At 61.1% G+C, this 22,936-nt stretch carries 25 protein-coding genes; 18 read left to right on the forward strand and 7 right to left on the reverse strand.

The features are described from left to right. Positions 1-64 precede the first annotated feature (64 nt). Complete coding sequence (locus O4H53_RS09525) at positions 65-1,285, reverse strand: argininosuccinate synthase (protein WP_114274004.1); 1,221 nt, start codon at positions 1,283-1,285, stop codon at positions 65-67. A gap of 128 nt (positions 1,286-1,413) precedes the next feature. Between O4H53_RS09525 and ilvA the strand changes: the two genes are divergently transcribed. Together ilvA and O4H53_RS09535 are read left to right on the forward strand one after the other, a co-directional pair. Continuing rightward, entirely contained in the window at positions 1,414-2,646 is a 1,233-nt protein-coding gene (gene ilvA, locus O4H53_RS09530; RefSeq protein WP_269363263.1) for a threonine ammonia-lyase IlvA, read from the forward strand. Positions 2,647-2,657: 11 nt separating this feature from the next. Further along, positions 2,658-3,470 (forward strand): SDR family oxidoreductase, encoded by an 813-nt coding sequence (locus tag O4H53_RS09535; protein WP_269363264.1) that lies wholly within the window; start codon positions 2,658-2,660, stop codon positions 3,468-3,470. Here O4H53_RS09535 and O4H53_RS09540 read toward each other — a convergent pair. Beyond that, a complete protein-coding gene (locus O4H53_RS09540) occupies positions 3,455-3,799 on the reverse strand; it encodes an Hpt domain-containing protein (RefSeq protein ID WP_269363266.1) in 345 nt (114 codons plus the stop codon). The two genes, O4H53_RS09535 and O4H53_RS09540, sit on opposite strands and share 16 nt — an antisense overlap. A 185-nt stretch (positions 3,800-3,984) precedes the next feature. Between O4H53_RS09540 and O4H53_RS09545 the strand changes: the two genes are divergently transcribed. Next, a complete protein-coding gene (locus O4H53_RS09545) occupies positions 3,985-5,265 on the forward strand; it encodes a PP2C family protein-serine/threonine phosphatase (protein ID WP_269363268.1) in 1,281 nt (426 codons plus the stop codon). 2 nt (positions 5,266-5,267) lie between these two features. On the opposite strand, the gene O4H53_RS09550 is transcribed toward O4H53_RS09545, so the two are convergent. After that, entirely contained in the window at positions 5,268-5,714 is a 447-nt protein-coding gene (locus tag O4H53_RS09550) for an NUDIX hydrolase (protein WP_269363270.1), read from the reverse strand. Between the two features lie 77 nt (positions 5,715-5,791). On the opposite strand from O4H53_RS09550, the gene hslO reads away from it, so the two are divergent. The 7 genes from hslO (at position 5,792) to O4H53_RS09585 (ending at position 14,255) form a co-directional block, all read left to right on the forward strand. Continuing rightward, positions 5,792-6,790 (forward strand): Hsp33 family molecular chaperone HslO, encoded by a 999-nt coding sequence (gene hslO, locus O4H53_RS09555; RefSeq protein WP_269363273.1) that lies wholly within the window; start codon positions 5,792-5,794, stop codon positions 6,788-6,790. Next, complete coding sequence (locus tag O4H53_RS09560; protein ID WP_269363275.1) at positions 6,780-7,379, forward strand: CoA pyrophosphatase; 600 nt, start codon at positions 6,780-6,782, stop codon at positions 7,377-7,379. The genes hslO and O4H53_RS09560 overlap by 11 nt, the downstream gene beginning before the upstream one ends. Then, positions 7,355-8,533, forward strand: a complete 1,179-nt coding sequence (locus tag O4H53_RS09565) for a CCA tRNA nucleotidyltransferase (RefSeq protein WP_269363277.1) — start codon at positions 7,355-7,357, stop codon at positions 8,531-8,533. The genes O4H53_RS09560 and O4H53_RS09565 overlap by 25 nt, the downstream gene beginning before the upstream one ends. 165 nt (positions 8,534-8,698) lie before the next feature. Next, positions 8,699-10,546, forward strand: a complete 1,848-nt coding sequence (locus O4H53_RS09570; RefSeq protein WP_269363279.1) for an ABC transporter ATP-binding protein — start codon at positions 8,699-8,701, stop codon at positions 10,544-10,546. Then, positions 10,543-12,372 carry an ABC transporter ATP-binding protein gene (locus O4H53_RS09575; protein WP_269363281.1) on the forward strand — a complete coding sequence of 610 codons (1,830 nt, stop codon included), beginning with the start codon at positions 10,543-10,545 and terminating at the stop codon, positions 12,370-12,372. The genes O4H53_RS09570 and O4H53_RS09575 overlap by 4 nt, the downstream gene beginning before the upstream one ends. 39 nt (positions 12,373-12,411) lie before the next feature. Continuing rightward, a complete protein-coding gene (locus tag O4H53_RS09580) occupies positions 12,412-13,626 on the forward strand; it encodes a class I SAM-dependent RNA methyltransferase (RefSeq protein ID WP_269363283.1) in 1,215 nt (404 codons plus the stop codon). Positions 13,627-13,757: 131 nt separating this feature from the next. After that, on the forward strand, positions 13,758-14,255 hold the full coding sequence (locus tag O4H53_RS09585) for a L,D-transpeptidase family protein (RefSeq protein WP_269363285.1): 498 nt from the start codon (positions 13,758-13,760) through the stop codon (positions 14,253-14,255). A gap of 19 nt (positions 14,256-14,274) precedes the next feature. Here the strand turns inward: O4H53_RS09585 and O4H53_RS09590 are convergent, their stop codons facing one another. Further along, complete coding sequence (locus O4H53_RS09590; RefSeq protein ID WP_269363287.1) at positions 14,275-14,784, reverse strand: CAP domain-containing protein; 510 nt, start codon at positions 14,782-14,784, stop codon at positions 14,275-14,277. A gap of 167 nt (positions 14,785-14,951) precedes the next feature. On the opposite strand from O4H53_RS09590, the gene O4H53_RS09595 reads away from it, so the two are divergent. Together O4H53_RS09595 and O4H53_RS09600 are read left to right on the forward strand one after the other, a co-directional pair. After that, on the forward strand, positions 14,952-15,563 hold the full coding sequence (locus O4H53_RS09595) for a L,D-transpeptidase (protein ID WP_114273992.1): 612 nt from the start codon (positions 14,952-14,954) through the stop codon (positions 15,561-15,563). Between the two features lie 141 nt (positions 15,564-15,704). Beyond that, on the forward strand, positions 15,705-15,887 hold the full coding sequence (locus O4H53_RS09600) for a hypothetical protein (RefSeq protein WP_269363289.1): 183 nt from the start codon (positions 15,705-15,707) through the stop codon (positions 15,885-15,887). Positions 15,888-15,992: 105 nt separating this feature from the next. On the opposite strand, the gene hemH is transcribed toward O4H53_RS09600, so the two are convergent. Together hemH and O4H53_RS09610 are read right to left on the reverse strand one after the other, a co-directional pair. Next, positions 15,993-17,039 (reverse strand): ferrochelatase, encoded by a 1,047-nt coding sequence (gene hemH / locus O4H53_RS09605; protein ID WP_269363291.1) that lies wholly within the window; start codon positions 17,037-17,039, stop codon positions 15,993-15,995. Between the two features lie 54 nt (positions 17,040-17,093). Then, positions 17,094-17,912, reverse strand: a complete 819-nt coding sequence (locus tag O4H53_RS09610) for an SAM-dependent methyltransferase (RefSeq protein ID WP_269363293.1) — start codon at positions 17,910-17,912, stop codon at positions 17,094-17,096. A gap of 11 nt (positions 17,913-17,923) precedes the next feature. Here O4H53_RS09610 and O4H53_RS09615 point away from each other — a divergent pair, with 11 nt between their 5' ends. Genes O4H53_RS09615 through O4H53_RS09630 form a run of 4 tightly spaced genes read left to right on the forward strand, consistent with a single transcriptional unit; the run spans position 17,924 to position 20,242 of the window. Then, entirely contained in the window at positions 17,924-18,658 is a 735-nt protein-coding gene (locus O4H53_RS09615; RefSeq protein WP_269363295.1) for a ComF family protein, read from the forward strand. A 37-nt stretch (positions 18,659-18,695) separates the two neighbouring features. After that, positions 18,696-18,953: a glutaredoxin 3 gene (gene grxC, locus O4H53_RS09620; RefSeq protein WP_269363297.1), complete on the forward strand. Its 258-nt coding sequence runs from the start codon at positions 18,696-18,698 to the stop codon at positions 18,951-18,953. Further along, the gene (locus tag O4H53_RS09625; protein WP_269363355.1) at positions 18,953-19,795 is read left to right on the forward strand and encodes a carbon-nitrogen hydrolase family protein; all 843 of its coding nucleotides are present in this window, start codon (positions 18,953-18,955) and stop codon (positions 19,793-19,795) included. Before grxC ends, O4H53_RS09625 begins: the two co-directional genes overlap by 1 nt. Before the next feature lie 12 nt (positions 19,796-19,807). Further along, the gene (locus O4H53_RS09630; protein WP_067297619.1) at positions 19,808-20,242 is read left to right on the forward strand and encodes a MarR family winged helix-turn-helix transcriptional regulator; all 435 of its coding nucleotides are present in this window, start codon (positions 19,808-19,810) and stop codon (positions 20,240-20,242) included. On the opposite strand, the gene ubiG is transcribed toward O4H53_RS09630, so the two are convergent. Further along, positions 20,229-20,975, reverse strand: coding sequence for a bifunctional 2-polyprenyl-6-hydroxyphenol methylase/3-demethylubiquinol 3-O-methyltransferase UbiG (gene ubiG, locus O4H53_RS09635; protein ID WP_269363301.1), 747 nt, complete (start codon positions 20,973-20,975; stop codon positions 20,229-20,231). The two genes, O4H53_RS09630 and ubiG, sit on opposite strands and share 14 nt — an antisense overlap. A 48-nt stretch (positions 20,976-21,023) precedes the next feature. On the opposite strand from ubiG, the gene pip reads away from it, so the two are divergent. After that, positions 21,024-21,995: a prolyl aminopeptidase gene (pip, locus tag O4H53_RS09640; protein WP_269363303.1), complete on the forward strand. Its 972-nt coding sequence runs from the start codon at positions 21,024-21,026 to the stop codon at positions 21,993-21,995. Continuing rightward, the gene (locus O4H53_RS09645) at positions 21,992-22,852 is read left to right on the forward strand and encodes an ABC transporter substrate-binding protein (protein ID WP_269363305.1); all 861 of its coding nucleotides are present in this window, start codon (positions 21,992-21,994) and stop codon (positions 22,850-22,852) included. The genes pip and O4H53_RS09645 overlap by 4 nt, the downstream gene beginning before the upstream one ends. The last annotated feature ends 84 nt before the right edge of the window (positions 22,853-22,936 follow it).

Raw genomic sequence — 22,936 nt, forward strand, 5'->3', positions numbered from 1 at the left:
TAAATTCACCAAAAAGGGCCCGGATATTGCGATCCGGGCCCTTTTTTGTGTTGGCGTCGGGGCCTTAGCCCTTCATGCGCTTGTCGCGGGCGGCCAGCAGTTTCAGGCGCAGCGCATTGAGCTGGATGAAACCTGCCGCATCTTTCTGGTCATAGGCGCCGGCATCATCCTCGAAAGTCACATGCGCCTCTGAATAGAGCGAGTGATCGGACCAGCGGCCCACGGTCCGGACGTGACCCTTGTAGAGTTTCAGACGCACGGTGCCAGTGACATGGGTCTGGCTGGCGTCAATGGCGGCCTGCAGCATGGTGCGTTCGGGGCTGAACCAGAAACCGTTGTAGATCAGTTCGGCATAGCGCGGCATCAACTCGTCCTTGAGGTGCATGGCACCCCGGTCGAGCGTGATGGATTCGATGCCGCGATGTGCCTCAAGCAGCAGGGTGCCGCCGGGGGTTTCATAGATCCCACGGGATTTCATCCCGACAAAACGCCCCTCGACCAGGTCGAGCCGCCCGCAACCGTGTTTGCCGCCCAGTTCATTGAGCCTGGTCAGGATGGTGGCAGGCGACATCGCCTCGCCATTGATGCTGACCGCATCGCCGCGTTCAAATCCGATTTCGACATATTCGGGCTGATCCGGTGCCTTTTCCGGATCGACAGTGCGCTGATAGACATAGTCGGGCGCGTCAATGGCCGGGTCTTCCAGCACCTTGCCCTCGGAGGAGGTGTGCAGCAGGTTGGCATCCACGCTGAAGGGGGCCTCTCCGCGTTTGTCCTTGGCGACGGGGATCTGGTGCTTTTCGGCAAACTCCAGCAGTTTTGTCCGGCTGGAAAGATCCCATTCGCGCCAGGGGGCGATCACCTTGATGTCCGGGTTCAGCGCGTAGGCGGCCAGCTCGAACCGTACCTGGTCATTGCCCTTGCCGGTTGCACCATGTGCCACGGCATCGGCCCCTGTCTCGGCGGCAATTTCCACCAGACGCTTGGAGATCAGCGGGCGGGCGATGGAGGTGCCGAGCAGGTAGAGCCCCTCGTATACAGCATTGGCGCGGAACATCGGGAAGACGAAATCGCGCACGAATTCCTCGCGCACGTCTTCGACGTAGATCTCGGAAGCGCCCATCATCTCGGCTTTCTTCCGGGCCGGTTCCAGTTCCTCTCCCTGACCGAGGTCAGCGGTAAAGGTCACGACCTCGCAGCCGTATTCGGTTTGCAGCCACTTCAGGATGATCGAGGTATCTAGGCCGCCGGAGTAGGCGAGCACGACTTTCTTGGGCGCGGACATGGATGGTTCCTTTCTGACTTGGATCGCGGGGTATCCGGTTTTGCGGTCACGGGCAAGATCAGCTTGCCACGTTGACCTGTGCCGCCCGCGCGCCTATCGAGTTTGAACGCAAGCCGGAGACAGGTGGCATGACAGAGAATTTTCAGGCGATGGCCACATTGGCGACGGCCAGGATGCGGCAGGTATTTCCCGCCACGCCGCTTTTGCGCAATGAGCTGTTGTCGGAGCGGTTCGGGGCGGACATCTGGCTCAAACGCGAAGACCTGAGCCCGGTCCGGTCCTACAAACTGCGCGGGGCCTTCAACGCCATGCGAAAGGTCATTCCCGATCAGCAGCTTTTTGTCTGCGCCTCGGCGGGCAATCATGCACAGGGCGTTGCATTCATGTGCCGTCATTTCAATGTGCACGGCGTCATCTTCATGCCGGTGACCACGCCCGAGCAAAAGATCCTGAAGACGCGGATGTTCGGCGGCAGCGCGGTGGAGGTAAAGCTCGTCGGAGATTATTTCGACAAGACGCTGACGGCCGCACAGGAGTTCTGTGCGCGGGAGGGGGCACATTTCCTGTCTCCCTTTGACGATGAGGACGTGATCGAGGGGCAGGCATCGGTCGCGGTCGAGATCGAACAGGAACTGGGCCGCGTGCCGGATCACATCATCCTGCCGGTTGGTGGCGGCGGGTTGTCTGCCGGTACGCGCAGCTATTTCGGGACTGATTGTGCCTATACCTTTGTCGAACCTTCCGGCGCGAAAAGCCTTGCCGCCGCCCTGGCAGAGGGCAAGCCGGTGGATGTGTCGCCGATCAATTCCTTCGTGGACGGTGCTGCGGTTGCGCGGATTGGCGCGCGCACCTTTGCGCGTCTGGCGGATGTGTCGCCGGAAGACGTGATCGACCTGCCGGAGGACCGCATCTGCCAGACCATCATTGAAATGCTGAATGTTGAGGGGATCGTGCTGGAACCTGCGGGCGCCATGGCGATCGAGGCGCTGGGCGATGTGGCAGAGGCGATCAAGGGAAAGACGGTTGTCTGTATCGCATCCGGTGGCAATTTCGATTTTGAACGTCTGCCGGAGGTCAAGGAACGCGCGCAGCGTTATGCGGGGCTGAAGAAGTACTTTATCCTGCGCCTGCCGCAGCGTCCCGGCGCGCTGCGCGATTTTCTGGACCGGCTTGGTCCTGCCGACAACATCACCCGGTTTGAGTACATGAAGAAATCGGCGCGCAACTTCGGCTCTGTTCTGATCGGGATAGAGACGGATGCGCCAGAGAATTTCCCGGCCATGTTCCGGCGGATCGACGAGGCCGGTTTCACCTATACCGACATCACCAATGATGAAACACTGGCGCAATTCGTGATCTGAGGGGAGAGCAGATGCAGTTCAAGGGAAGTTCGGTTGTCATCACCGGTGCAGGCGGCGGCATTGGTGCCGCGATTGCACGTGTGGCAGCGGCCAGGGGCGCGCGGGTCTGCGTTTCCGACATTGATGGTGACAAGGCGCGGCAGGTCGCAGAGGAAATCGGCGGCATTGCGGTTGCCTGCGATGTCACGGATGAGGCGGCGATACAAAACCTGATCGAAACCGCCAGGGCGGCGCATGGCCCGGTGGACATCTATGTCTCTAACGCGGGGCTTGGGCGGGGTGACCCCTCTCATGCGGCCTCGCAGCCGAATGCGGACTGGATGTTGAACTGGAACGTGCATGTGATGGCGCATGTCTATGCCGCCCGCGCGCTGCTGCCCGAGATGATTGCGCGGGGCAGCGGCCACCTTGTCAACGTGGCCTCGGCGGCGGGGCTGCTGAACCAGATTGGCGATGCGGCTTATTCCGCGACCAAACACGCGGCCGTCAGCTTTGCGGAATCCCTTGCGATTACCCATGGGGCGGATGGAATCGGGGCGTCGGTGGTCTGCCCGCAATATGTCGCGACACCCCTGTTGGGGATGAGCGATGCTGACGCGGATCCGGATGCATCGCTGCTGACCGCCGATGACGTGGCGCAGGCAGTGGTTGCGGGCGTGGAGGAGAACCGGTTTCTGATCCTGTCGCATCCGGCCGTACAGGGCTTTGCGGTGCATCGGGCAAAGGATCATGATCGCTGGATTGCCGGGATGCAGGCGCTGCGGGCAAAGGCGCTGGACACCTTTGGTGAAATCAGGGTCCAGGAATTTTACAAACTGGTCTGACTGTCAAAGGCCGTGGGCAAGGCCTGCAGGAAAGCCGCCTTGGACATTGCGTAGGCTGACAGGATCGGATGAAGATCGACCTGGCTGGTGCCACCCTGCGCGGCCAGAGTCTCACCAGTCTGACAGAGGTCGGAGAACCTGGTGAAGCCCAGGTTCAGCGCGCTGCCCTTGAGGAGATGAAGGTCTTCCTCCACGGACAGGGGCGACTGCCCGTTGGCCAGCCGCGCCGTCACTTCTTCAACCTCCTCGATGAAAAGAGCGACGATGTCGTCAAAATCTTCTGCCCCGACTTCGTCGCGCAGCCTTGCGACCTGATCCCAGTCAATCATTTTCCCAGTCAATCATGCACCTGTTCCTCCGGCCCGGGCAGCATGAGGTTCAGAGATTAACAATGTATTTGCAGACCGGGGCTCTTTGACACGGATTTTACCTTTTAAGAGCTCTTAACCTGTTTGGTCCAATGGTGGGCATTCCGGACCAGTGAACGTAACAGAAGCGGAGAACCGATCAGAACATGCGGAATTTCAGCGCGGCCAGACATCCCGAAACGCTGGCCGACAACCCTGTTGCAAAGACCCGGATCCTTGTTGTCGATGACAGCCGTCTTCAGCGGCGTCTTCTGACCGGTTCATTGGTGAAATGGGGGTACGAGGTGATCGAGGCCGCCTCGGGCAAGGAAGCGTTGCAGCTTTGCGCTGACAACCTTCCCGATCTGATCCTGAGCGACTGGATGATGCCGGGCATGACCGGGTTGGAGTTTTGTCGCGCCCTGCGGGATCTGCCCGGCGAACAGTTTGCCTATTTCATTCTGCTGACCTCCAAAAAGGAGAAGGAGGAAGTGGCGGTGGGCTTGCACTCCGGCGCGGATGATTTCTTGTCCAAACCCGTGGACAATGCCGAGCTGCGGGCGCGCATCACGGCGGGCGAACGCATTATCAACACGCAGCGGCAGCTGTGTCGCAGCAACCAGATGATCCGCGACACTCTGGCCGAGCTTCAGGGCCTCTATGATTCGCTCGACAAGGACCTGCTGGAAGCCAAGAAACTGCAGCAATCGCTTTTGCCCGAACGGCACAGGGTCTTTCGGGGTGGAACCCTGTCCTTGTTGCTGCGGTCCAGCGGGCATGTTGGCGGCGATCTGGTCGGCTTTTTCGAAGCCGGGCCGCGAAAACTGGGCCTGTTCGGGATAGATGTGTCCGGTCATGGCATCAGCTCTGCCCTGATGACCGCACGCCTGGCCGGTTACCTTTCTGCGTCGTCTCCGGGTCAGAACGTGGCCTTGATCCCGGATGGTGAGGACAGCTTTGTTGCCCGGCCACCGGCACAGGCGATTCAGGCAATCAACGAACTGGTGCTGAACGAGATGGAGACGGAGCATTACTTTACGCTGATGCTGGCCATCGTCGATCTGGACAGCGGGTTGGTCCAGATTGCACAGGCCGGGCACCCGCACCCCGTCATTCGCCGCCGGAACGGGGATATCGAACAATTCGGCACCGGTGGTTTCCCGGTCGGGCTGATCAGCGGCGTATCATTTCAGCAATTCGAGGTTCAGATGCACCCGGGGGACCGGCTGCTGATCCTGTCAGACGGATTTACGGAATGCCCGGACCAGACCGGCCAGATGCTGGGAGAAGCCGGGTTGGAGGAGATCGTAACCAGCCTTGGCGACATGCATGATGAGGCGTTTTTGTCGGGGCTTTTATGGAAATTGTCCGAATTTGCAGGCGCGATTGATTTCTCTGACGACCTGTCCGGCATCATGTTCCAGTTCAATGGCGATGCACCGCCATAGGCTCAGGTCTGCAGCGCCAGATACCGCTGGAACATCAGCCGGTCACCGTCATTCCCCAGGTTTTCGATACATTCCGAGGCAGAGAGAACCAGGGTGACATGATCCGGTTCTGTCGGCGCGGCGATCTCTCTCACCGGACGGGCAACATAGACGGTACACAGCTTTTCGGCCCAGAGGTCGTATTCCGGCATGAAGACGAACCGCCGGAAGGCACCCAGCCTGCGGGGGGCCGCGATGCGCCATCCGATTTCCTCCATTACTTCGCGGTGCAGCGCCTGCATTGGCGATTCGCCCGGATCTATGCCGCCGCCCGGCAATTGCACGTCGATTTCCGGGGTCACCTGCGCAGTCATCAGGAAACGGGTCTTGAGGGGCAGAATGGCATATGCTCCCGGCCGCAGGCGGTAGGTACGGTTCTTTTGCGGTGGCATGCCCATACGCCTGATCATGACCGTCCCCTTTATCCCCGGGTTGCTGCTCCTATATAGACGCGGTATGCCAAGCGACCCGCGATAAGGAAACCCCCATGACTTCTCCAACCCTGCCAGGAAACAAGATCGCCTGGGATGACAGCGTATTGCCGTTTCAACTGGACCATTCGAACATTCGTGGTCGGGTGGCCCGTCTGGATGGCGTGTTGGAAGGGGTGCTGCGCCAGCACAACTATCCGCCGCAGGTCGAGGCGCTTGTAGCCGAGATGGCATTGCTGACCGCCCTGATCGGCCAGACGATCAAACTGCGCTGGAAATTGTCCCTGCAGGTGCAGTCGAAAGGCGCGGTGCGGATGATTGCCACCGACTACTATGCGCCGGAGGCTGACGGTAAATCGGCCCGTATCAGAGCCTATGCCAGCTATGATGCGGATCGGCTGACAGATGCGGCGCCCTTCGAACAGGTGGGCGAAGGGTATTTTGCAATCATGATTGACCAGGGCAAGGGGATGACCCCCTATCAGGGCATCACACCCTTGAACGGCGGGTCCCTTGCGGCCTGTGCAGAGGCGTATTTCGCCCAGTCAGAGCAGCTGCCGACACGGTTCTCACTCAGCTTTGGCCGGTCCTCCGGCCCTGACGTGGCAGAACACTGGCGCGCGGGCGGTGTGATGCTGCAACATATGCCCAAGGCGTCGCCTTTTGCCGCCAAGGGCGAAGGGTCGGGCGAGGTGCTGCAGGCCCATGACCTTGTCGATGGTGAGGACGAGGAAAATTGGAACCGGGTGAATGTCCTGCTCGATACGGTTGAAGACCTGGAGCTGATCGGGCCCAGCGTCCCGCCCACGGATCTTTTGCTGCGGCTGTTTCACGAGGAACAGCCCAGGGTGTTTGACGCGCAGGCCGTTCGTTTTGGCTGCAGCTGCTCTGAGGAAAAGGTGCGCCAGAGCCTTTCGATCTATTCGGCCCGGGACATCGAAAAGATGACCACGGATCAGGGGCGCGTCACGGCGGATTGCCAGTTTTGCGGCGCCCATTACGATCTCGACCCGGCCACAGTCGGTTTCGAGGCGGAAGGGCAGAATGGCAAATGATCAGATTGACCGCATCCGCGCAGCCTTGCTGCATCCGGGCGTGGCGACATCAGATTTCGACCTGAACCCCGACGTGGTCCTGCCCGAGGGGCGTGTGTCTCGGCCCGCCGGGGTTCTGGCACCAATCCAGCTGGTCGATGGCCGGCTGGAACTGTTGCTGACAAAAAGATCTTCCGCGTTGAAACATCATCCGGGGCAGATCGCCTTTCCGGGAGGCAAGCAGGACCCGGGTGACGCCGATAGCATCGCTGCGGCGCTGCGCGAGGCGCATGAGGAAATCGGCTTGCCGCCTGAAAATGTCGAGGTGCTGGGCACGCTGCCGGTGCATGATACGGTCACCAGCTTTGCCGTGACGCCGGTGATCGGTCTGATCCGGGACAGATTTGATATCAGGCCCGAGCCCGGCGAGGTGGCAGAGGTGTTTTCTGTTCCACTGTCGCATGTACTGGACCCTGCCAACTACCTGGTGCAGTCCCGGCGGTGGCGCGGCAGTCTGCGGCACTATTTCACCGTGCCTTACGGTCCCTATTACATTTGGGGTGCAACCGCGCGTATGTTGCGGGAATGGACAGAGCGGATGAAAACCTGATTCCAGCCGATACCGATTGGCTGCGCGATCCCGCCGCTCAGGCGGTGTGCAGCGCCGTAACGGAGGCGGGTTTCGATATCTATTTTGTGGGTGGCTGCGTGCGAAATGCCTTGCTGCATGCGCCCGCCAGCGACGTGGATCTGGCAACGGATGCACGCCCGGAAGAGGTTATGGCCTTGGCCGAAAGGGCCGGGATGCGGGCAGTTCCCACGGGGATCGACCACGGCACGGTGACCGTCGTGCAGGATGGAACCGCTTTCGAGGTGACGACCTTCAGGCGGGATGTGGAAACAGACGGGCGTCGTGCGGTTGTCGCCTTTTCCACGGATATTGCAGATGATGCGCGGCGGCGAGATTTCACCATGAACGCGCTTTATGCCACGCCGCAGGGGGTGGTGGTGGATCCGCTGGGCGGTCTGCCGGACCTTTGGGCGCGCCGGGTCCGCTTCATCGAAGACCCCGCCGCCCGCATCCGGGAAGATTACCTGCGCATCCTGCGGTACTTTCGTTTCTGCGCCTATTACGCGGACCTGGACGGTGGTTTCGAGCCGGACACGCTGGCAAGCATTTCAGAGAATCTGCACGGTTTAGAGACGCTTTCGGCGGAGCGGGTCGGGCAGGAGATCATCAAGCTGTTGGGTGCGCCCGACCCGTCGCAGGCGGTTGCCGTCATGCGGGCCATCGGTGTTTTGCACGCCATCCTGCCGGGGAGTGATGACAGGTTCCTGGCACCCTTTGTACATCTGGAATCGATCTGCAACATTACCCCCGACTGGTCTGGCCGACTTGCCGTTCTGGGCGGCGATGACATCGCGGCACGGTTGCGCCTCAGCAAGTCGGATGCGCGGGATCTCGCCTTGCTGCATCAGATCGGATGGATGGGACCGCCCCTGGCGGAGGTCGCCTATCGTCATGGCCTCCGCATCGCCGAACAGGTGCTGCTGATGCGCTGTGCCATGAACGGTGAATTGCCGGAAAAAGGTTGTTTAGAGACGATTCAGAGCGCCGCCCGGGCGGTGTTTCCGGTCTCCGCCCGTGATCTCATGCCGGCATATCAGGGGCCCGCGCTGGGCGCGCGCCTGGCGGAACTGGAAAGCAAATGGATCGCCTCGGGCTTTGCCCTGAGCCGCGAGGCATTGATTGGTACATTTTGAGGTCTCGACAGAACAGAGCGCATCCAATAAATGTAAATGCATAAACTTGGAGGGTTGCAAAATGTACCGCGGGATCTGGTTCAGATAAGTCTGACATAACCCACGTCCCGACTGGCTCGCTCGGCGCGCCGGTGCATTTTGCTGTTTCTGCCTAAGGCCCCTGCCATGTTTCGTTTTTTCGAGAATCTCGTCGACCCTTATATTGCCTATTCAGAGTCTGATACGCCGCCACGCAAGCTCTGGCCGTTTCTGCGTGAGTATTCCGTCCCTTTCAAAAAGGTCTTCCTGCTCACCGGGGTGATGTCCATCATTGTTGCCGCGATCGAAATCGGGCTGATCTATTACATGGGCCGTCTTGTTGATCTGCTGGATAGCGATCCCGCACAGATCTGGGCCGATCACGGCATCGAATTTATCTGCGTTGCGGCCTTCGTGCTGATCCTGCGCCCGCTTTTGCAGGGGTTCGACGTGGCCTTGCTGAACAACGCCATTCTGCCGAACTTTGGCACGCTGATCCGTTGGCGCGCCCACCGGCATGTGCTGCGCCAGTCCGTCGGCTGGTTCGAGAATGATTTTGCCGGCCGGATCGCCAACCGCATCATGCAGACGCCGCCCGCGGCGGGTGAAGTGGTGTTCCAGGTGTTCGATGCGATGTCTTATGCGCTGGCCTATATGATCGGCGCGGCGATTCTGCTGTCCACCTCTGATTGGCGCTTGTTAGTGCCGCTTTTGATCTGGTTTGCCCTTTACGCGGCGCTTGTGAAATGGACTGTTACCCGTGTCGGGCCCGCGTCCAAGGCCGCATCTGATGCGCGGTCCATGGTGACCGGGCGCGTGGTGGATGCCTATACCAACATCCATTCGGTCAAGATGTTCGCGCATCACGACATGGAAGTCAGCTTTGCCAAGGAAGCCATCGAGAAGACCCGCGTCACCATTCAGAACGAGATGCGGATCTTTACGGTCATGGATGTTGTTCTGGTGGCCCTGAATGGCGTGTTGATCGTGGGCGTTGTCGGCTGGGCGCTGGCGCTCTGGATCGCGGGCGAGGCCAGTGTCGGTGTCGTTGCAGCGGCCTCTGCGCTGACATTGCGGCTTAACGCCATGACCGGCTGGATCATGTGGGCGCTGTCGTCATTCTTCCGTGAGCTTGGCGTGGTCGCGGAGGGGATGGAGACGATTGCGCAACCCGTCACGCTGACCGACCAGAAAGGTGCGGCACCCCTGAAGCTGGAACACGGCCGTATCGAGATCAAGGGCCTGTCGCATCACTACGGGCGCTATTCGGGCGGGCTGAACGACATTTCCCTGACCATCAAACCGGGGGAGCGGATTGGCCTTGTTGGCCGTTCCGGTGCGGGAAAGTCGACATTGGTAAAGCTGTTGCTGCGGTTCTATGACCCGGAGGCAGGCCAGATCCTGATCGACGGGCAGGACATCACGACCGTCCGCCAGGACAGCCTGCGGCGGCAGATCGGCATGGTCCAGCAGGACAGTTCCCTGCTGCACCGGTCGGTGCGCGACAATATCATCTACGGCAATCCCGAAGCATCCGAGGCCCAGATGATTGCCGCGTCGAAGCAGGCGCAGGCGCATGATTTCATCCAGGATCTCGTCGATCCCGAAGGGCGGAAGGGTTACGATTCGCGTGTGGGCGAGCGTGGCGTAAAGCTGTCCGGCGGGCAGCGCCAGCGGATCACGCTGGCCCGGGTGATCCTGAAAGACGCGCCAATTCTGTTGCTGGACGAAGCGACAAGCGCGCTCGACAGCGAGGTGGAGGCGGCCATTCAGGAGACGCTTTATGGCATGATGGCGGGCAAGACGGTGATCGCGATTGCACACCGGCTTTCCACAATTGCGGAAATGGATCGGATTATCGTTCTGGATCAAGGTGCTATTGTCGAAGACGGCACTCATGACGCGCTTTTGGCCCAGGGCGGACTATATGCAGATTTCTGGAACCGCCAGTCCGGCGGCTTCCTGACGATGGATATGGAAGAGACACCCGCGTGAGACTTGCCAACTGGATCGACCCGTTTTCCAAAAGCGACAGCCCGCCGCCGCGGCACCTGATGGGATTCTTCCGCTGGACCCTCAAGGGGTCCGGGCCGGCGCTGGCCACAGCATCGGTGCTGTCGATCCTGGCTGGCGTGGTCGAGGTGATGGCAGCGTTGATCCTTGGCATGGTCGTGGATGCGGCGCTGTCTTCTGACGCGGGGTCGGTCTTTCGGGATCAGTCGGGTATCTTGCTGTTGTCTCTGGCCTTCTTTGTGATCCTGCGCCCGGCGCTCTTTGGTGCCAGCTCCTTCATGCAGTCCATCGTCATCGGGCCGAATGTGTTCAACCTCGTCCTGTCGCGGTTGCATCGCTATACGCTGGGGCAGGCGGTCACCTTCTTTGACAACGACTTTGCCGGCCGAATCTCGCAAAAGGAAATGCAGACCGGGCGCGCCCTGACCGATGTGGTGATCGAGATGATCCACACGGTTCTTTTTGCGCTGGCGTCCTTTGTCGGGGCGGTAATGTTGCTGGGCACAGTGGATTGGCGCATCGCGCTGGGGCTGGTGGTGTGGATGGGGGGCTACGTCCTTTTGATCCGCCGCTACATGCCGCTTGTGCGGAGCCGGTCAAAGGCGCGTGCTTCTGCCCGCGCCATGGTGACGGGGCAGGTGGTCGACACGATCACCAATATCAAAACGGTCAAGCTGTTTGCCCATGCCGAGCATGAAGACCGCGCCGCGCTGGGCGCGATGAGCAGGTTTCGCGATACTTCGCTGGCCTTTGGCAAGGTCAGCGTTTCGTTCCGGTTCTGGCTGATGACAATTGCAGGCCTGCTGCCCGTGCTGCTGGTGGGTGGTGCGCTTTGGTATTGGTCTCTGGGGCTGGTGACTGCCGGCGACATCGCTGCCACCGGCGCCGTGTCACTGCGCCTCGCGCAGATGACCGGCTGGGTCAGTTTCACGTTGATGGCGCTTTATGCCAACCTGGGCGAGGTCGAGGACGGGATGCGCACCCTGACCCCGGCGCAGACCCTTCTTGATGCCAAGGACGCGACCGACCTTGAGGCGGCGCAGGGCGATATCGTCTTTGACGATGTGCGTTACACCTATGGGCGCGGCGGCGGCGGTGTCGAGCATTTGTCGCTGACCATTGCACCGGGGGAGAAACTGGGTGTGGTCGGGGCGTCGGGTGCGGGCAAGTCCAGCCTGGTTTCGCTTCTTTTGCGGCTCTATCCGCTGGAGAAGGGCCGTATTCTGATTGACGGTCAGGACATTGCCCATGTGACGCAGGAAAGCCTGCGGCGGCAGATCGGCATGGTCACGCAGGAAACCGCGATGTTCAACCGCTCAGCCTTTGACAACATCAGATACGGGAAGCCTGACGCGACCCGCGACGAGGTTATCGCGGCTGCGCGCAAGGCCGAGGCGCATGAGTTCATCGAGAACATGCAGGACCACAAGGGCCGCAAGGGATACGATGCGCATCTGGGTGAGCGGGGTGTGAAGCTTTCGGGCGGTCAGCGCCAGCGGATCGCTTTGGCCCGCGCCATTCTCAAGGATGCCCCGATCCTTGTGCTGGACGAAGCGACCAGCGCGCTCGACAGTGAGGTCGAAGCGTCGATCCAGGCTGCGTTGACCCGTGTGATGGAGGGCAAGACGGTGCTGGCCGTGGCGCACCGCCTGTCCACGCTCACGGATATGGACCGGATCATCGTGATGGACGCGGGCCGGATCGTTGAAGAGGGGACGCATGAGAGCCTGTTGGCCGAGGATGGGCTTTATGCCCGCTACTGGCACCGGCAGTCTGGCGGGTTCCTTGATCTGGCGGCGGCGGAATAGGCTCTTTTTCTATGCCCGTGCACAGGATATGGCGCTGGTATGACAGAACATCAGATCATTCGTTTGGGTCACCACGGTGACGGTATCGCAAGTGGACCGATTTATGCGCCCATGACCCTGCCGGGCGAGATCGTTTCCGGCGAGGTCGAGGGCGAGACGCTTACCAATGTCCGGATCGTGACGCCATCGGATCAACGGGTGTCGCCACCCTGCCGCCACTACAAGTCCTGCGGCGGGTGTCAGTTGCAGCATGCCTCGGATGATTTCGTTGCGGGCTGGAAACAGGAATTCGTTCGGATTTCGTTGAATGCCCACGGGTTAGAGACTGAATTTCGTCCCATCGTCACCTCCCCGCCGCAGTCGCGCCGCAGGGCCGCTTTTGCCGCGCGCCGAACCAAGAAGGGCGCCATGGCCGGGTTCCACGGCCGTGCATCCGATGTGATCGTCGAGATTCCCGATTGCAAGCTGCTGCATCCCGATCTCATGGCTGGTCTGGCCATTGCGGAACGGTTGGCCATGATCGGCACCAGCCGCAAGGCGGCGCTGGCCGTGACGGTCACGCAAAGCGATGCGGGGCTGGATGTTGCCGCTGCGCAGGGCAAACCGCTGGATGGGCCCCTGCGCCAGGCCCTGGCACAGGTGACCGAAGAGCTTGGGCTTGCGCGGTTGAGCTGGGATAATGAGACCGTCGCGATGCGCGTGCCCCCGGTGCAGCATTTCGGCAGGGCCAGGGTGACGCCACCGCCGGGCGCATTCCTGCAGGCCACCAAAGAGGGTGAAGCGGCGCTTTGCGCTGCGGTCAGGGAGGCGGTTGGCCCGGCGGCCCGGATTGCCGACCTGTTCGCCGGATGCGGAACATTCACATTGCCCCTGGCGGAAAACGCCAGTGTCCTGGCGGTGGAAAGCGCAGCGGAAATGCTGGAAGCGCTCGATCACGGATGGCGCATGGCCGAGGGGCTGAAACCGGTCACAACCCAGGCGCGCGACCTGTTCCGGCGTCCGATGCTGCCGGATGAACTGGCCAGGATGGATGCCATCGTGCTGGACCCGCCGCGCGCCGGAGCCGAGCGGCAGGTGGTGGAAATCATTCCGGCCAAAGTACCGCGTATTGCCTATGTTTCGTGCAATCCGGTGACCTTTGCGCGCGATGCCGCAATGTTGGTGGGCGGTGGATATACGCTGGATTGGGTGCAGGTCGTGGACCAGTTTCGCTGGTCGTCACATGTTGAACTTGCCGCGTGTTTCTCCAGATAGCCTCTGCGCCCGGTTCTGATGCCGCAGTGTGAAAATTCTTGTGTCTCACCACTTTTTGAACAGCCCGTTTTAGGGTATGTGATAGCGGGGAACAAAGATACATTTGACCCGTCAGGCAGGATCGAAAACAAATGAAACGCAGAACACTTATTCTGGGCGGCACCGCGCTGGTGGCACTGGGTGCGTGCAGCAACAGCAAGTTCAAGCGCTATAACGGCCCCGAAGTCACCTATGTCGTCGTGAACAAGCAGGATCGCAAGATGTGGCTGCTGCATCATGACAGGGTGCTGGAGGAATATCCGATTCATCTTGGATTTGCTCCGGTCGGGCACAAGACGGTCGAAGGCGACGGCAAGACGCCGGAAGGCACCTACATCATCGATCGCCGCAATCCGAACAGCCGTTTCCACCTGTCGATTGGGATTTCATATCCCAACGAAGAGGATCGCAGGCGCGCGGAAGAGTTGGGTCAGAAGCCCGGCGGCGACATCTTCATCCACGGCCAGAAACACCCGTCGCGCAAGGACAAGGGCGACTGGACCTGGGGCTGCATCGCTGTCCGGAACAAGGATATCGAAAACATCTATGCGATGGTGCGGGACGGTACACCGATCCTGCTGAACCCGTGAAGGGCAGGGGAACTGCCGATCAGTTCCCCATCACCAGCGTCCACCAGATCTTGCCACCCGGTTCCTGAAACCAGGAAAAGCCCATGTTGCGCGCATCCGGCGACATGATGACGCGGCGCGTATCCGGTTGCTCCATCCAGGCGGCCAGGGTCTCCAGCTCCGATTCGTAGGTCTCGGAAATCGTTTCGCCGATCAGGTGACCGGTATAGCCGACGCGGGCGATCCGGTCGATCGGGGAGGACCCGTCTGAGCCGAAGTGCCAGGGCCGATTCTGTACCGACATGTCACGGGAATGCGTGGCGGCAGCAGCGTTCAGCTGCGGGTTCAGTTCCACGGTCGCCTGTCCGGCGGCGCTGCGCAGGGCATTGACGGAATCAAGCATTCTGAACTGAATCTTGCCAGTTTCGCCGGCGCGGATGCGATAGGCCTTGGGCAGCGGTTTGCCATCAGAGCCAATTTGGGGGGTGACTGGCGCACAGGCAGACAAGGCGAGGCAGATTGCCATCAGGACGGACAGGATACGGATCACGGCATAGCTCCACGAGTTTGTTTTGCCCCTCCTACAGCGGACAGCGTTGCAGTTCAAACGCACATCGGCGTTACCTTGCCTGATGACGGGTCTTTGATTTGATACTGAGGCTTTGGGGTCATATATCGGGAAGAATCTCAAAATTCCTTTTTGATGGAGACATGATAATGTCCGACAAGCACCAAAAATTAAGCAGCCGTCGGGCCTTCCTTGCAGGATCCGCCGCCCTGATCGCTTCGCCCGCTTTGGCACAGACCTCGTCAAACGTGAACTCCGAGGCGACAACCCAGACCGAACGTGATCTTACCGAGACGGTCCGCCGCAACATCTCCAGCTTCCGGACGCTGGATTGGCGCCCCTATTTCGACAACACCCGCAACGGTGCGGTTCTGGTCGATATCGACAGCCGCGCAGTGCATTTCTGGTCGGAAGATCAGAGCGTCTACAAGCTTTACCCCTCCTCGGTCCCTCTGACGGAGGACCTGACGCGGCGCGGCCGGACAAGTGTTGTGCAAAAGGTCGTGGGGCCAAGCTGGCGGCCGACGCCGTCCATGCTGCAGCGCAATCCGGAGTGGCCCGAATTCATCGGACCGGGCCCGGATAACCCCCTTGGCACCCACGCGCTGTACCTGAGCTGGACCTACTACCGGATCCACGGCACCCACGACACCCGCAAGATCGGACGGCGGTCGTCGAACGGCTGTATTGGTCTTTATAATGAACACATTGCTGAATTGTTCAGCATGACCAAGGTCGGCACGCAAGTGTTGCTTATTTGACGACATTTCAGGACTTGTAAGGCGCAAAAACGGAATCCGGGTTTGCAATCCCCCGGTTATGCTGTTTAGAAAGTTTTACGAGGTAAGTCTTGGGTGCGTGCGTGCACAATTGTGCAACACGCCTTTTCTGGAGGTTATACTATGAAAAAACTCGTTCTCGCCGCTGCTCTGACAGCCGCTGCATCGACTGCTTACGCTGGTTCGCTGGCAGAGCCGATCGTGGAAGCACCCGTCATCGTTGAAGAAGCATCTTCTTCTTCTTCCGGTGTTCTGGTTCCTCTGCTGCTGCTGGCCGTTGTTGCCGCTGCTGTTGCTTCTGACTAATTCAGAGCGACATCTAAATCGAAAAAGGCGGTGTTCTGCACCGCCTTTTTTGCGTTCTGGGGCATGTGTCCCGGCAAGGGCAACTTGCGTCGCAGGTTCAGCCAGTCAGTCCAGCCAGCCCTTCAGATTTTCCTGAACCACGTTGGACAGCGCCGCGATATGCGCGTCTTCATCGTTGAGGCAGGGGATATAGGTAAAGCTTTCGCCTCCCGCCTCTTCAAAGCTTTCCCTGATCTCTTCGTTGATCTCTTCCAACGTTTCGATGCAATCCGCTGAAAAGGCGGGTGCGCAGACCGCGATGGTCTTCTTGCCTGCTTTGGCCTGCCGGGCAACTTCTTCGACGGTGTAGGGCTGCAGCCATTCCTCGGGGCCGAATTTCGATTGGAAAGTCGTCATGATCTGGGTGTCGTCCCAGCCCAGCCGCTCTTTCAGCAGGCGCGTCGTTTTCTGGCATTGGCAATGGTAGGGGTCGCCCTCCATCAGGTAGCGGATGGGGACACCATGATAAGAACAGATCAGGATATCCGGCCGCTTCTCTGCTGCGGCATAGGTGCGTTCGACAGATCGGGCGAGCGCCTCGATATAGTCGGGGCGGTCAAAGTAGGGTTCGACAACCCGCGCGATCGGTTGCCATTTTTCCTTGCCCAAAGCGGCAAAGAACGCGTCGCAGGCCGTGGCTGATGTTGCCCCTGCGTATTGCGGATAAAGCGGAAAGAACAGGATCTTCGTGCAGCCTGCCGCAGTCATTGCGGCAACCTTGGACTGCGTTGACGGGTTTCCGTAACGCATGCAGAAATCAACCATCACGTCATCGCCGTAACGTTCTTTCAGCGCTGTCGCCATCTTGGCGGTCTGCGCCTTGGTAATGGTCATCAACGGGCTTTCGCCGGTGGCATGGTTCCAGATGCTCTTGTAGGCGGCGCCGCTGGTGAAGGGGCGTTTGCTGAGGATGACCAGTTGCAGCAGCGGCTGCCAGAGCCATGGGGAATAGTCGATGACCCGGCGATCCGACAGGAATTCTCCAAGGTAACGGCGCATCGACCAGTAGTCATAATTGTCAGGCGTGCCGAGGTTCGCCAGCAGAACGCCGACACGTTCCCTGGGGACAGCGGGATGGTCGGCGTTGGCATGTTGCGGGCGCGCGGCTTGCATAATTCTGTCCTTGGTCACCAGTGTCGTGCTGAAATAGCCGGTTTCAACGCAGGGTCAATTGCGCAACTTTGTCTCATCCGTGTTCAGGGCATCCGCCAGACGCTGTTGTGCGGAACCGGGCCGCAGCGGTTTCTGCTGGCTTTCGTCCGGGGCCCAGCCGGTCAGGAAAATCAGTTCGAAGGTGGCAATCACACGGCCTTCGCCATCATTGAAATGGTTTTGATAAAGCTCTGCCGCGGTTTCAATCACGGCGCGGGCGGTGGGCCGTCGCAGCCGTGCTGACAGGGCGTTGGATTCGCCCATCGCGCGCAGGTCGCGCATCAGGGCCCAGGCGTCCTGGTAGGAAACGGTCAGAGGCACGGCATCCGCCACCGGCAGCGCAAAACCGGCCCGCTGCAGCAGCCCGCCCATGTCGCGGAGTTCGGCCATGGGCGCGACACGAGGGGACATGCCACCGGTGACCGAGGCTTCGGCCTGGCCCAGACAGGCGCGCAATTCCTGCAGGGTCTGCCCACCAAAAGCGGCAGAGACAAACAGACCGTCCGCGCGCAGCGCCCGGCGGCACTGGATCAGCTGCCCGACAGGGTCATTGGCCCAATGCAGCGACATGCCGTGGATCACAAGGTCATGCGCCCCCACCTCCAGCGACAGGACATCCGAGGCGGGAACAGCCGTCGCTTCTGGCAGCAGGTCACCCCAGACGGCGGGAAAATCCGTGACCACGGCCGGCGCGGTAAAGGACTTGTTAACCATCCCGAGCCGATCCTGAATCTCGTCGATGGCCTGTTGATGCAGGAACAGCGCCTCGGGCGTTGCGCGCGCGCGGCGAAGGGCCAGTGCAGTCAGGTCGGTCAGGGGCGATGGCGTGGTCATGGGAGGTCAATATGCCGTTGTTGGATAGACTGCAAACCGCGTTGAACGCCATCTATCCTGCGCGATGTCTGACCTGCGGTGAAATCGTGGAAAGCGACTTTGGCCTCTGCGGACCATGTTGGCGCGACACGTCTTTCATCGGCGGCACGATCTGTGACCAATGCGGCGCGCCATTGCCCGGCCTGTCGGGGGGCGACGTGTTATTCTGCGATTCCTGCCTGCAAAGCCCGCGCCCCTGGGTGCAGGGGCGCGCGGCACTGTTGTACGCCAATACCGGGCGCAAGCTGGTGCTGGCGCTGAAACACGGGGACCGTCAGGAGATTGCGCGGCCCGCAGGCCGCTGGATGACAACAGCTGCGCGACCTGTACTGCAGCCCGACACCCTGATCGCCCCGGTTCCGCTTCATTGGCGGCGCAGGATCAGGCGCAGGTACAACCAGTCGGCTTTGCTGGCCCGCGCGATGGCACGGGAATCGGGGCATCTGTGCTGTGTCGATCTGCTGCAACGGTATCGTGCGACCCCCACGCTGGACGGTCTGGGCCGGGAGGAACGGCGCAAGACCCTTGAAAATGCCATCCGCCTCAACCCGGCCCGGCGCGACGTGGTCCGTGACCGGCCGGTGTTGCTGGTGGATGACGTGATGACCTCCGGCGCGACATTGGCCGCCGCGACGGAGGCCTGTCATTCGGCAGGTTCGGGACCTGTTTGTGTGGTAACACTGGCGCGCGTGGCCAAAGACACCTAAATCCCCTTTAAGCGTTTCTTGTTGAAAGGGATATCGAATGAAACCCGTCGAAATCTACACATCGCCGCTTTGCGGTTTCTGTCATGCCGCCAAACGGTTGCTGAACCAGAAGGGTGTCAGCTTTTCCGAGGTGGACGTATTGGCCAACCCCGACCGCAAACCCGAAATGATCCAGCGGGCAAACGGAGGGCGCACCGTTCCGCAGATCTTTATCGGGGAGACCCATGTGGGCGGATGTGACGATCTTTTCGCGCTTGAACGCGAGGGCAAGCTGGATGGCTTGCTGGCTGCATGATGCAAGGCGCGATCCTGCAACTGAATGTCACGGATGACCCCGGGGACAACCTTGGCAAGACGCTGGCCATGCTGGATGAGGCGGTGCGCGCCGGGGCAGAGTTTGTTCTGACGCCGGAAGTGACCAATTGCGTGTCGACCAGCCGCAGCCACCAGCAGGACGTGCTGTTGCACGAAGACGAGGACATCACCCTGGCCGCCCTGCGCAAGGCGGCGGCGGATGCGGGGATCTGGCTGTTGATCGGGTCGCTCGGGCTCAAGACCGGGGACGCGGACGGGCGTTTTGCCAACCGGTCCTTTCTGATCGGCCCGCAGGGGGGGATCGTGGCGCGATACGACAAGATCCACATGTTCGACGTGCAGATAAACGAGAGCGAGACCTATCGCGAATCGGCGGGCTACCGTCCGGGCACGCAGGCCGTGGTGGCCGACACGCCCTTTGGCAAGATCGGGTTGAGCATCTGTTACGATGTCCGGTTTCCGCTGCTTTACAACGCATTGGCCCGCGCAGGGGCGCAGATCATCACCGTGCCGGCGGCGTTTTCGCCGGTGACCGGTGCGGCCCACTGGCATGCGCTGCTCAGGGCGCGGGCGATTGAGACAGGCTGTTTCGTGATAGCCCCGGCGCAGACGGGCACCCATGCCAGCGCCGAACACAAGACGCGGGATTGCTATGGTCATTCGCTGGTGGTGTCGCCCTGGGGCGAGGTGCTGCTGGATGCAGGCGACACAGCCGGCGTTTACAACTTTGTCCTGGATATGGATGATGTCGCGAAAGTGCGGGGCAAGGTCCCCAGCATGGCAAACGCGCGCATGTTTGATGCGCCTGAAGTGGCTTCTTGATCAGGTCGGTAGATGAGTGATGACAGTCAGACAGTTGCGATCATGCTGTTCAGCGAGTTGCTGGCGGCCGATCACGCTGTGCGCAGTCGTCTGACACGGGTGTTGCCGAAGGGAATGGAGATTTCGCATTTCTCGGTGCTGAACCATCTTTCCTGGCAGGGCGATGAAAGCAGCCCGGCGCGGCTGGCCGAACGGTTCGGTGTCACCCGCGGGGCGATGACCAACACCCTGACCAAGCTGGAATGGTCCGGCTATGTCCACATCCGCCCGGACTGGGACGATGCGCGGCGCAAGATGGTCGCGATCAGTCCGGCGGGGCGGCAGGCACGCGACGATGCGGTGGCTGCCATCGCGCCGATGATCAACGAGGTGGTGGAAAGCCTGGGCGAGGAACAGACCCGCGCGGCCCTGCCGATCCTGCGCGAAATCCGGATCAAGCTTTCCTGAGGCTTGCCGTCACGTAGTTCACGCTCAGGTCCTTGTCGGACAGCCGCCAGGTCCATGCGATGGGGTTGAATACGAACCCCTTGCGGTCCACCGGCTCAAGCCCTGCCTGCCGCAGCAGGTCGAACAATTCGTCGGGGGTGATGAACTTGGACCATTCATGTGTCCCTTTCGGCAGCCATCGCATGATGTGTTCCGCTCCCACGATCGCCATGGCAAAGGATTTCGGATTTCGGTTGATTGTCGAACAGATGTGCAGCCCGCCCGGTTTCAGCAGGTCATGGCAGGCGGTCAGGTAATCAATGGGGGAGGCGACGTGTTCGACCACTTCCATGTTGAGGACAACATCGAACCGTTCGCCCGCCTCTGCCATCGCTTCGGCAGTGGTGTGGCGGTAGTCGATATCGAGGCCGGATTGTTCCGCGTGGACCCGTGCCACAGGAATATTCCCTTCCGCCGCATCGGCGCCGACCACATCCGCGCCCAGCCGCGCCATCGGTTCTGCCAGCAGCCCGCCGCCGCAGCCGATATCGAGGATTCGCAGGCCCTCGAATGGGTCGGCAGCTTTCAGGTCGCGGTCGAATTCCCCGGCAATCTGGCTGGTGATATAATCCAGCCGACAGGGATTGAGCATGTGCAGCGGCTTGAACTTTCCGTTCAGATCCCACCATTCGGCGGCCATGGCTTCGAATTTGGAAATTTCTGACGGATCAACTGTTGTTCGAGACATTTGCATTTTCCGCTTCCTATGTTCTTGTAGACTTGGACACTATATAGGTCCCCCATGGACAAGTATCCCGACCAAATGCGCGCGGCGCAGTATCTTTATCCGCCCATTGACCCCTTCGATCAGGGGATGATGTCGGTCGGGCAGGGGCATAGGGTTTATTACGAGCAATGCGGCAACCCGGATGGGCTTCCGGTTGTGGTCCTGCATGGTGGCCCCGGCGGCGGCTGCAGCCCGTCGATGCGCCGATATTTCGATCCCTCCGTCTACCGGGTGATTCTGTTTGATCAGCGCGGCTGTGGACGGTCGCGCCCCCACGCAAGCGTGACGGACAACACCACCTGGCACCTGGTCGCGGACATCGAGATGATTCGCAAAGAATTGAAGATCGACCGCTGGATCGTCTTTGGCGGGTCCTGGGGGGCGACGTTGGCGCTGGTCTATGCCCAGACGCACCCGGATGCCGTGCGCCACCTGGTCTTGCGCGGCGTTTTCCTGATGACGCAGTCGGAGCTGGATTGGTTCTATGGCGGCGGCGCCGGGAAATTCTGGCCCGAGGTCTGGGACCGCTTCGTGTCCTTGATTCCCAAAGAAGAACAGGACGACCTGATCAAGGCCTACCACAGGCGTCTGTTTTCGGGCGATCTGCCGATTGAGCAGCGCTTTGGCAGGGCCTGGGCCGCATGGGAAAACGCGCTGGCGTCGATCCAGTCGTCCGGGGCATCGCATGAGGGGCCGTCCGACTATGCCCGCGCCTTTTCCCGGTTGGAGAATCACTATTTCACCAACGCGGGCTTTCTGGAGTTCGACGGCCAGATCGTGGAACACATGCCGCGTATCGCGCATATCCCCGGCACCATCGTGCAGGGGCGGTATGACATGATCTGTCCACCGGTCAGCGCCCACAGGATCGCGGAACGCTGGCCCGGTGTGGAGCTGTTGATGGTGCGCAATGCGGGCCATGCCCTGTCGGAACCGGGGATCAGTGCGGAGCTGGTGCGCGCCATGGACAGGATCGCAAAGCTATGAGCCGCAGGACCACCCTTCTTGACCGCCGCGCGGTTTTTTCCAGCGCTGCGGCGGCGGCCTTGCTGGCCGCGACGGGCGTTGGCGCGGCGGGCGTGCCCGCACGTGGCGGGCGTTTGCGAATGGCGCTGTCGGGCGGGTCCCGCAGCGATTCGTGGTCGCAGGGTGATGGGTTGTTCATGCAGGTGGCGCGGCAGGGGCTGATCTATGACACCCTGACCGAAGTGGCCGCAGATGGCACCCTGCGCGCCGAACTCGCGCTGGGCTGGCAGGCCTCGGACGATGCGCGGGTCTGGGATTTCGACCTGCGTCGCGGGGTACGGTTCCATGACGGTGCTGCTTTTACGGCGGCGGATGCGGTGGCCAGCCTGCGCGGGCTGGTGGCGGGAGAGGTGCGTGCAATGCGCCCCGACCAGCTGAGAATCACCCTGGAAGTACCGAACGTCGGGCTGCCGCTGATGCTGTCGGGGCCTGAGTACGTGATCCGGCCCGCCCACGCACCGGAGGCAGGCATCGGCACCGGGCTTTACCAGCTGCGCCGGTTCCGGCCCGGCCAGCAGGTTCTGGCGACGCGAACAGCCAGCCACTACCGCGACGGCACGGCGGGCTGGTTTGACGAGGTCGAGCTGACCTCGATCCCTTCCGAACCGGTGCGAGGCCAGGCGCTGGGCGAATATCTGGTCGACGCGGTGGATATCCGCGACGCGGGCGCGCTTGCCGGTTTGCCGGATATTCACCTGATGCCCGACGCGCGCCACCCGGTGCAGGCCGTCAGCGCCGCCGTCGCTCAGCCCGCGCAGGTCAGCCCCCTGCGCCCGCTGGACAACCTGCGCGCGGCGGAACGCTGGTGGTTCGGATGAGCCTTGCGCGGGGGGCCTTGCGATTGGCGGCAACCCGGCGTATATGGTTGCCAACAGCGGCGCGTTCGGGTCCACACCAAATGC

This window comes from Sulfitobacter sp. G21635-S1, assembly GCF_027213915.1.
Classification (GTDB): Bacteria; Pseudomonadota; Alphaproteobacteria; order Rhodobacterales; family Rhodobacteraceae; genus Sulfitobacter.

Coding starts and splice junctions, on each gene's coding strand:
- pip (WP_269363303.1), top strand. CDS start 21,024: ATGGACAAGTATCCCGACCAAATGCGCGCGGCGCAGTATCTTTATCCG.
- O4H53_RS09550 (WP_269363270.1), bottom strand. CDS start 5,714: ATGATCAGGCGTATGGGCATGCCACCGCAAAAGAACCGTACCTACCGC.
- grxC (WP_269363297.1), top strand. CDS start 18,696: ATGAAACCCGTCGAAATCTACACATCGCCGCTTTGCGGTTTCTGTCAT.
- O4H53_RS09535 (WP_269363264.1), top strand. CDS start 2,658: ATGCAGTTCAAGGGAAGTTCGGTTGTCATCACCGGTGCAGGCGGCGGC.
- hslO (WP_269363273.1), top strand. CDS start 5,792: ATGACTTCTCCAACCCTGCCAGGAAACAAGATCGCCTGGGATGACAGC.
- O4H53_RS09615 (WP_269363295.1), top strand. CDS start 17,924: ATGCCGTTGTTGGATAGACTGCAAACCGCGTTGAACGCCATCTATCCT.
- O4H53_RS09525 (WP_114274004.1), bottom strand. CDS start 1,285: ATGTCCGCGCCCAAGAAAGTCGTGCTCGCCTACTCCGGCGGCCTAGAT.
- ilvA (WP_269363263.1), top strand. CDS start 1,414: ATGACAGAGAATTTTCAGGCGATGGCCACATTGGCGACGGCCAGGATG.
- O4H53_RS09630 (WP_067297619.1), top strand. CDS start 19,808: ATGAGTGATGACAGTCAGACAGTTGCGATCATGCTGTTCAGCGAGTTG.
- O4H53_RS09645 (WP_269363305.1), top strand. CDS start 21,992: ATGAGCCGCAGGACCACCCTTCTTGACCGCCGCGCGGTTTTTTCCAGC.
- O4H53_RS09565 (WP_269363277.1), top strand. CDS start 7,355: ATGGACAGAGCGGATGAAAACCTGATTCCAGCCGATACCGATTGGCTG.
- O4H53_RS09625 (WP_269363355.1), top strand. CDS start 18,953: ATGCAAGGCGCGATCCTGCAACTGAATGTCACGGATGACCCCGGGGAC.
- O4H53_RS09580 (WP_269363283.1), top strand. CDS start 12,412: ATGACAGAACATCAGATCATTCGTTTGGGTCACCACGGTGACGGTATC.
- O4H53_RS09595 (WP_114273992.1), top strand. CDS start 14,952: ATGTCCGACAAGCACCAAAAATTAAGCAGCCGTCGGGCCTTCCTTGCA.
- O4H53_RS09570 (WP_269363279.1), top strand. CDS start 8,699: ATGTTTCGTTTTTTCGAGAATCTCGTCGACCCTTATATTGCCTATTCA.
- O4H53_RS09560 (WP_269363275.1), top strand. CDS start 6,780: ATGGCAAATGATCAGATTGACCGCATCCGCGCAGCCTTGCTGCATCCG.
- O4H53_RS09610 (WP_269363293.1), bottom strand. CDS start 17,912: ATGACCACGCCATCGCCCCTGACCGACCTGACTGCACTGGCCCTTCGC.
- O4H53_RS09545 (WP_269363268.1), top strand. CDS start 3,985: ATGCGGAATTTCAGCGCGGCCAGACATCCCGAAACGCTGGCCGACAAC.
- O4H53_RS09585 (WP_269363285.1), top strand. CDS start 13,758: ATGAAACGCAGAACACTTATTCTGGGCGGCACCGCGCTGGTGGCACTG.
- ubiG (WP_269363301.1), bottom strand. CDS start 20,975: ATGCAAATGTCTCGAACAACAGTTGATCCGTCAGAAATTTCCAAATTC.
- hemH (WP_269363291.1), bottom strand. CDS start 17,039: ATGCAAGCCGCGCGCCCGCAACATGCCAACGCCGACCATCCCGCTGTC.
- O4H53_RS09540 (WP_269363266.1), bottom strand. CDS start 3,799: ATGATTGACTGGGATCAGGTCGCAAGGCTGCGCGACGAAGTCGGGGCA.
- O4H53_RS09600 (WP_269363289.1), top strand. CDS start 15,705: ATGAAAAAACTCGTTCTCGCCGCTGCTCTGACAGCCGCTGCATCGACT.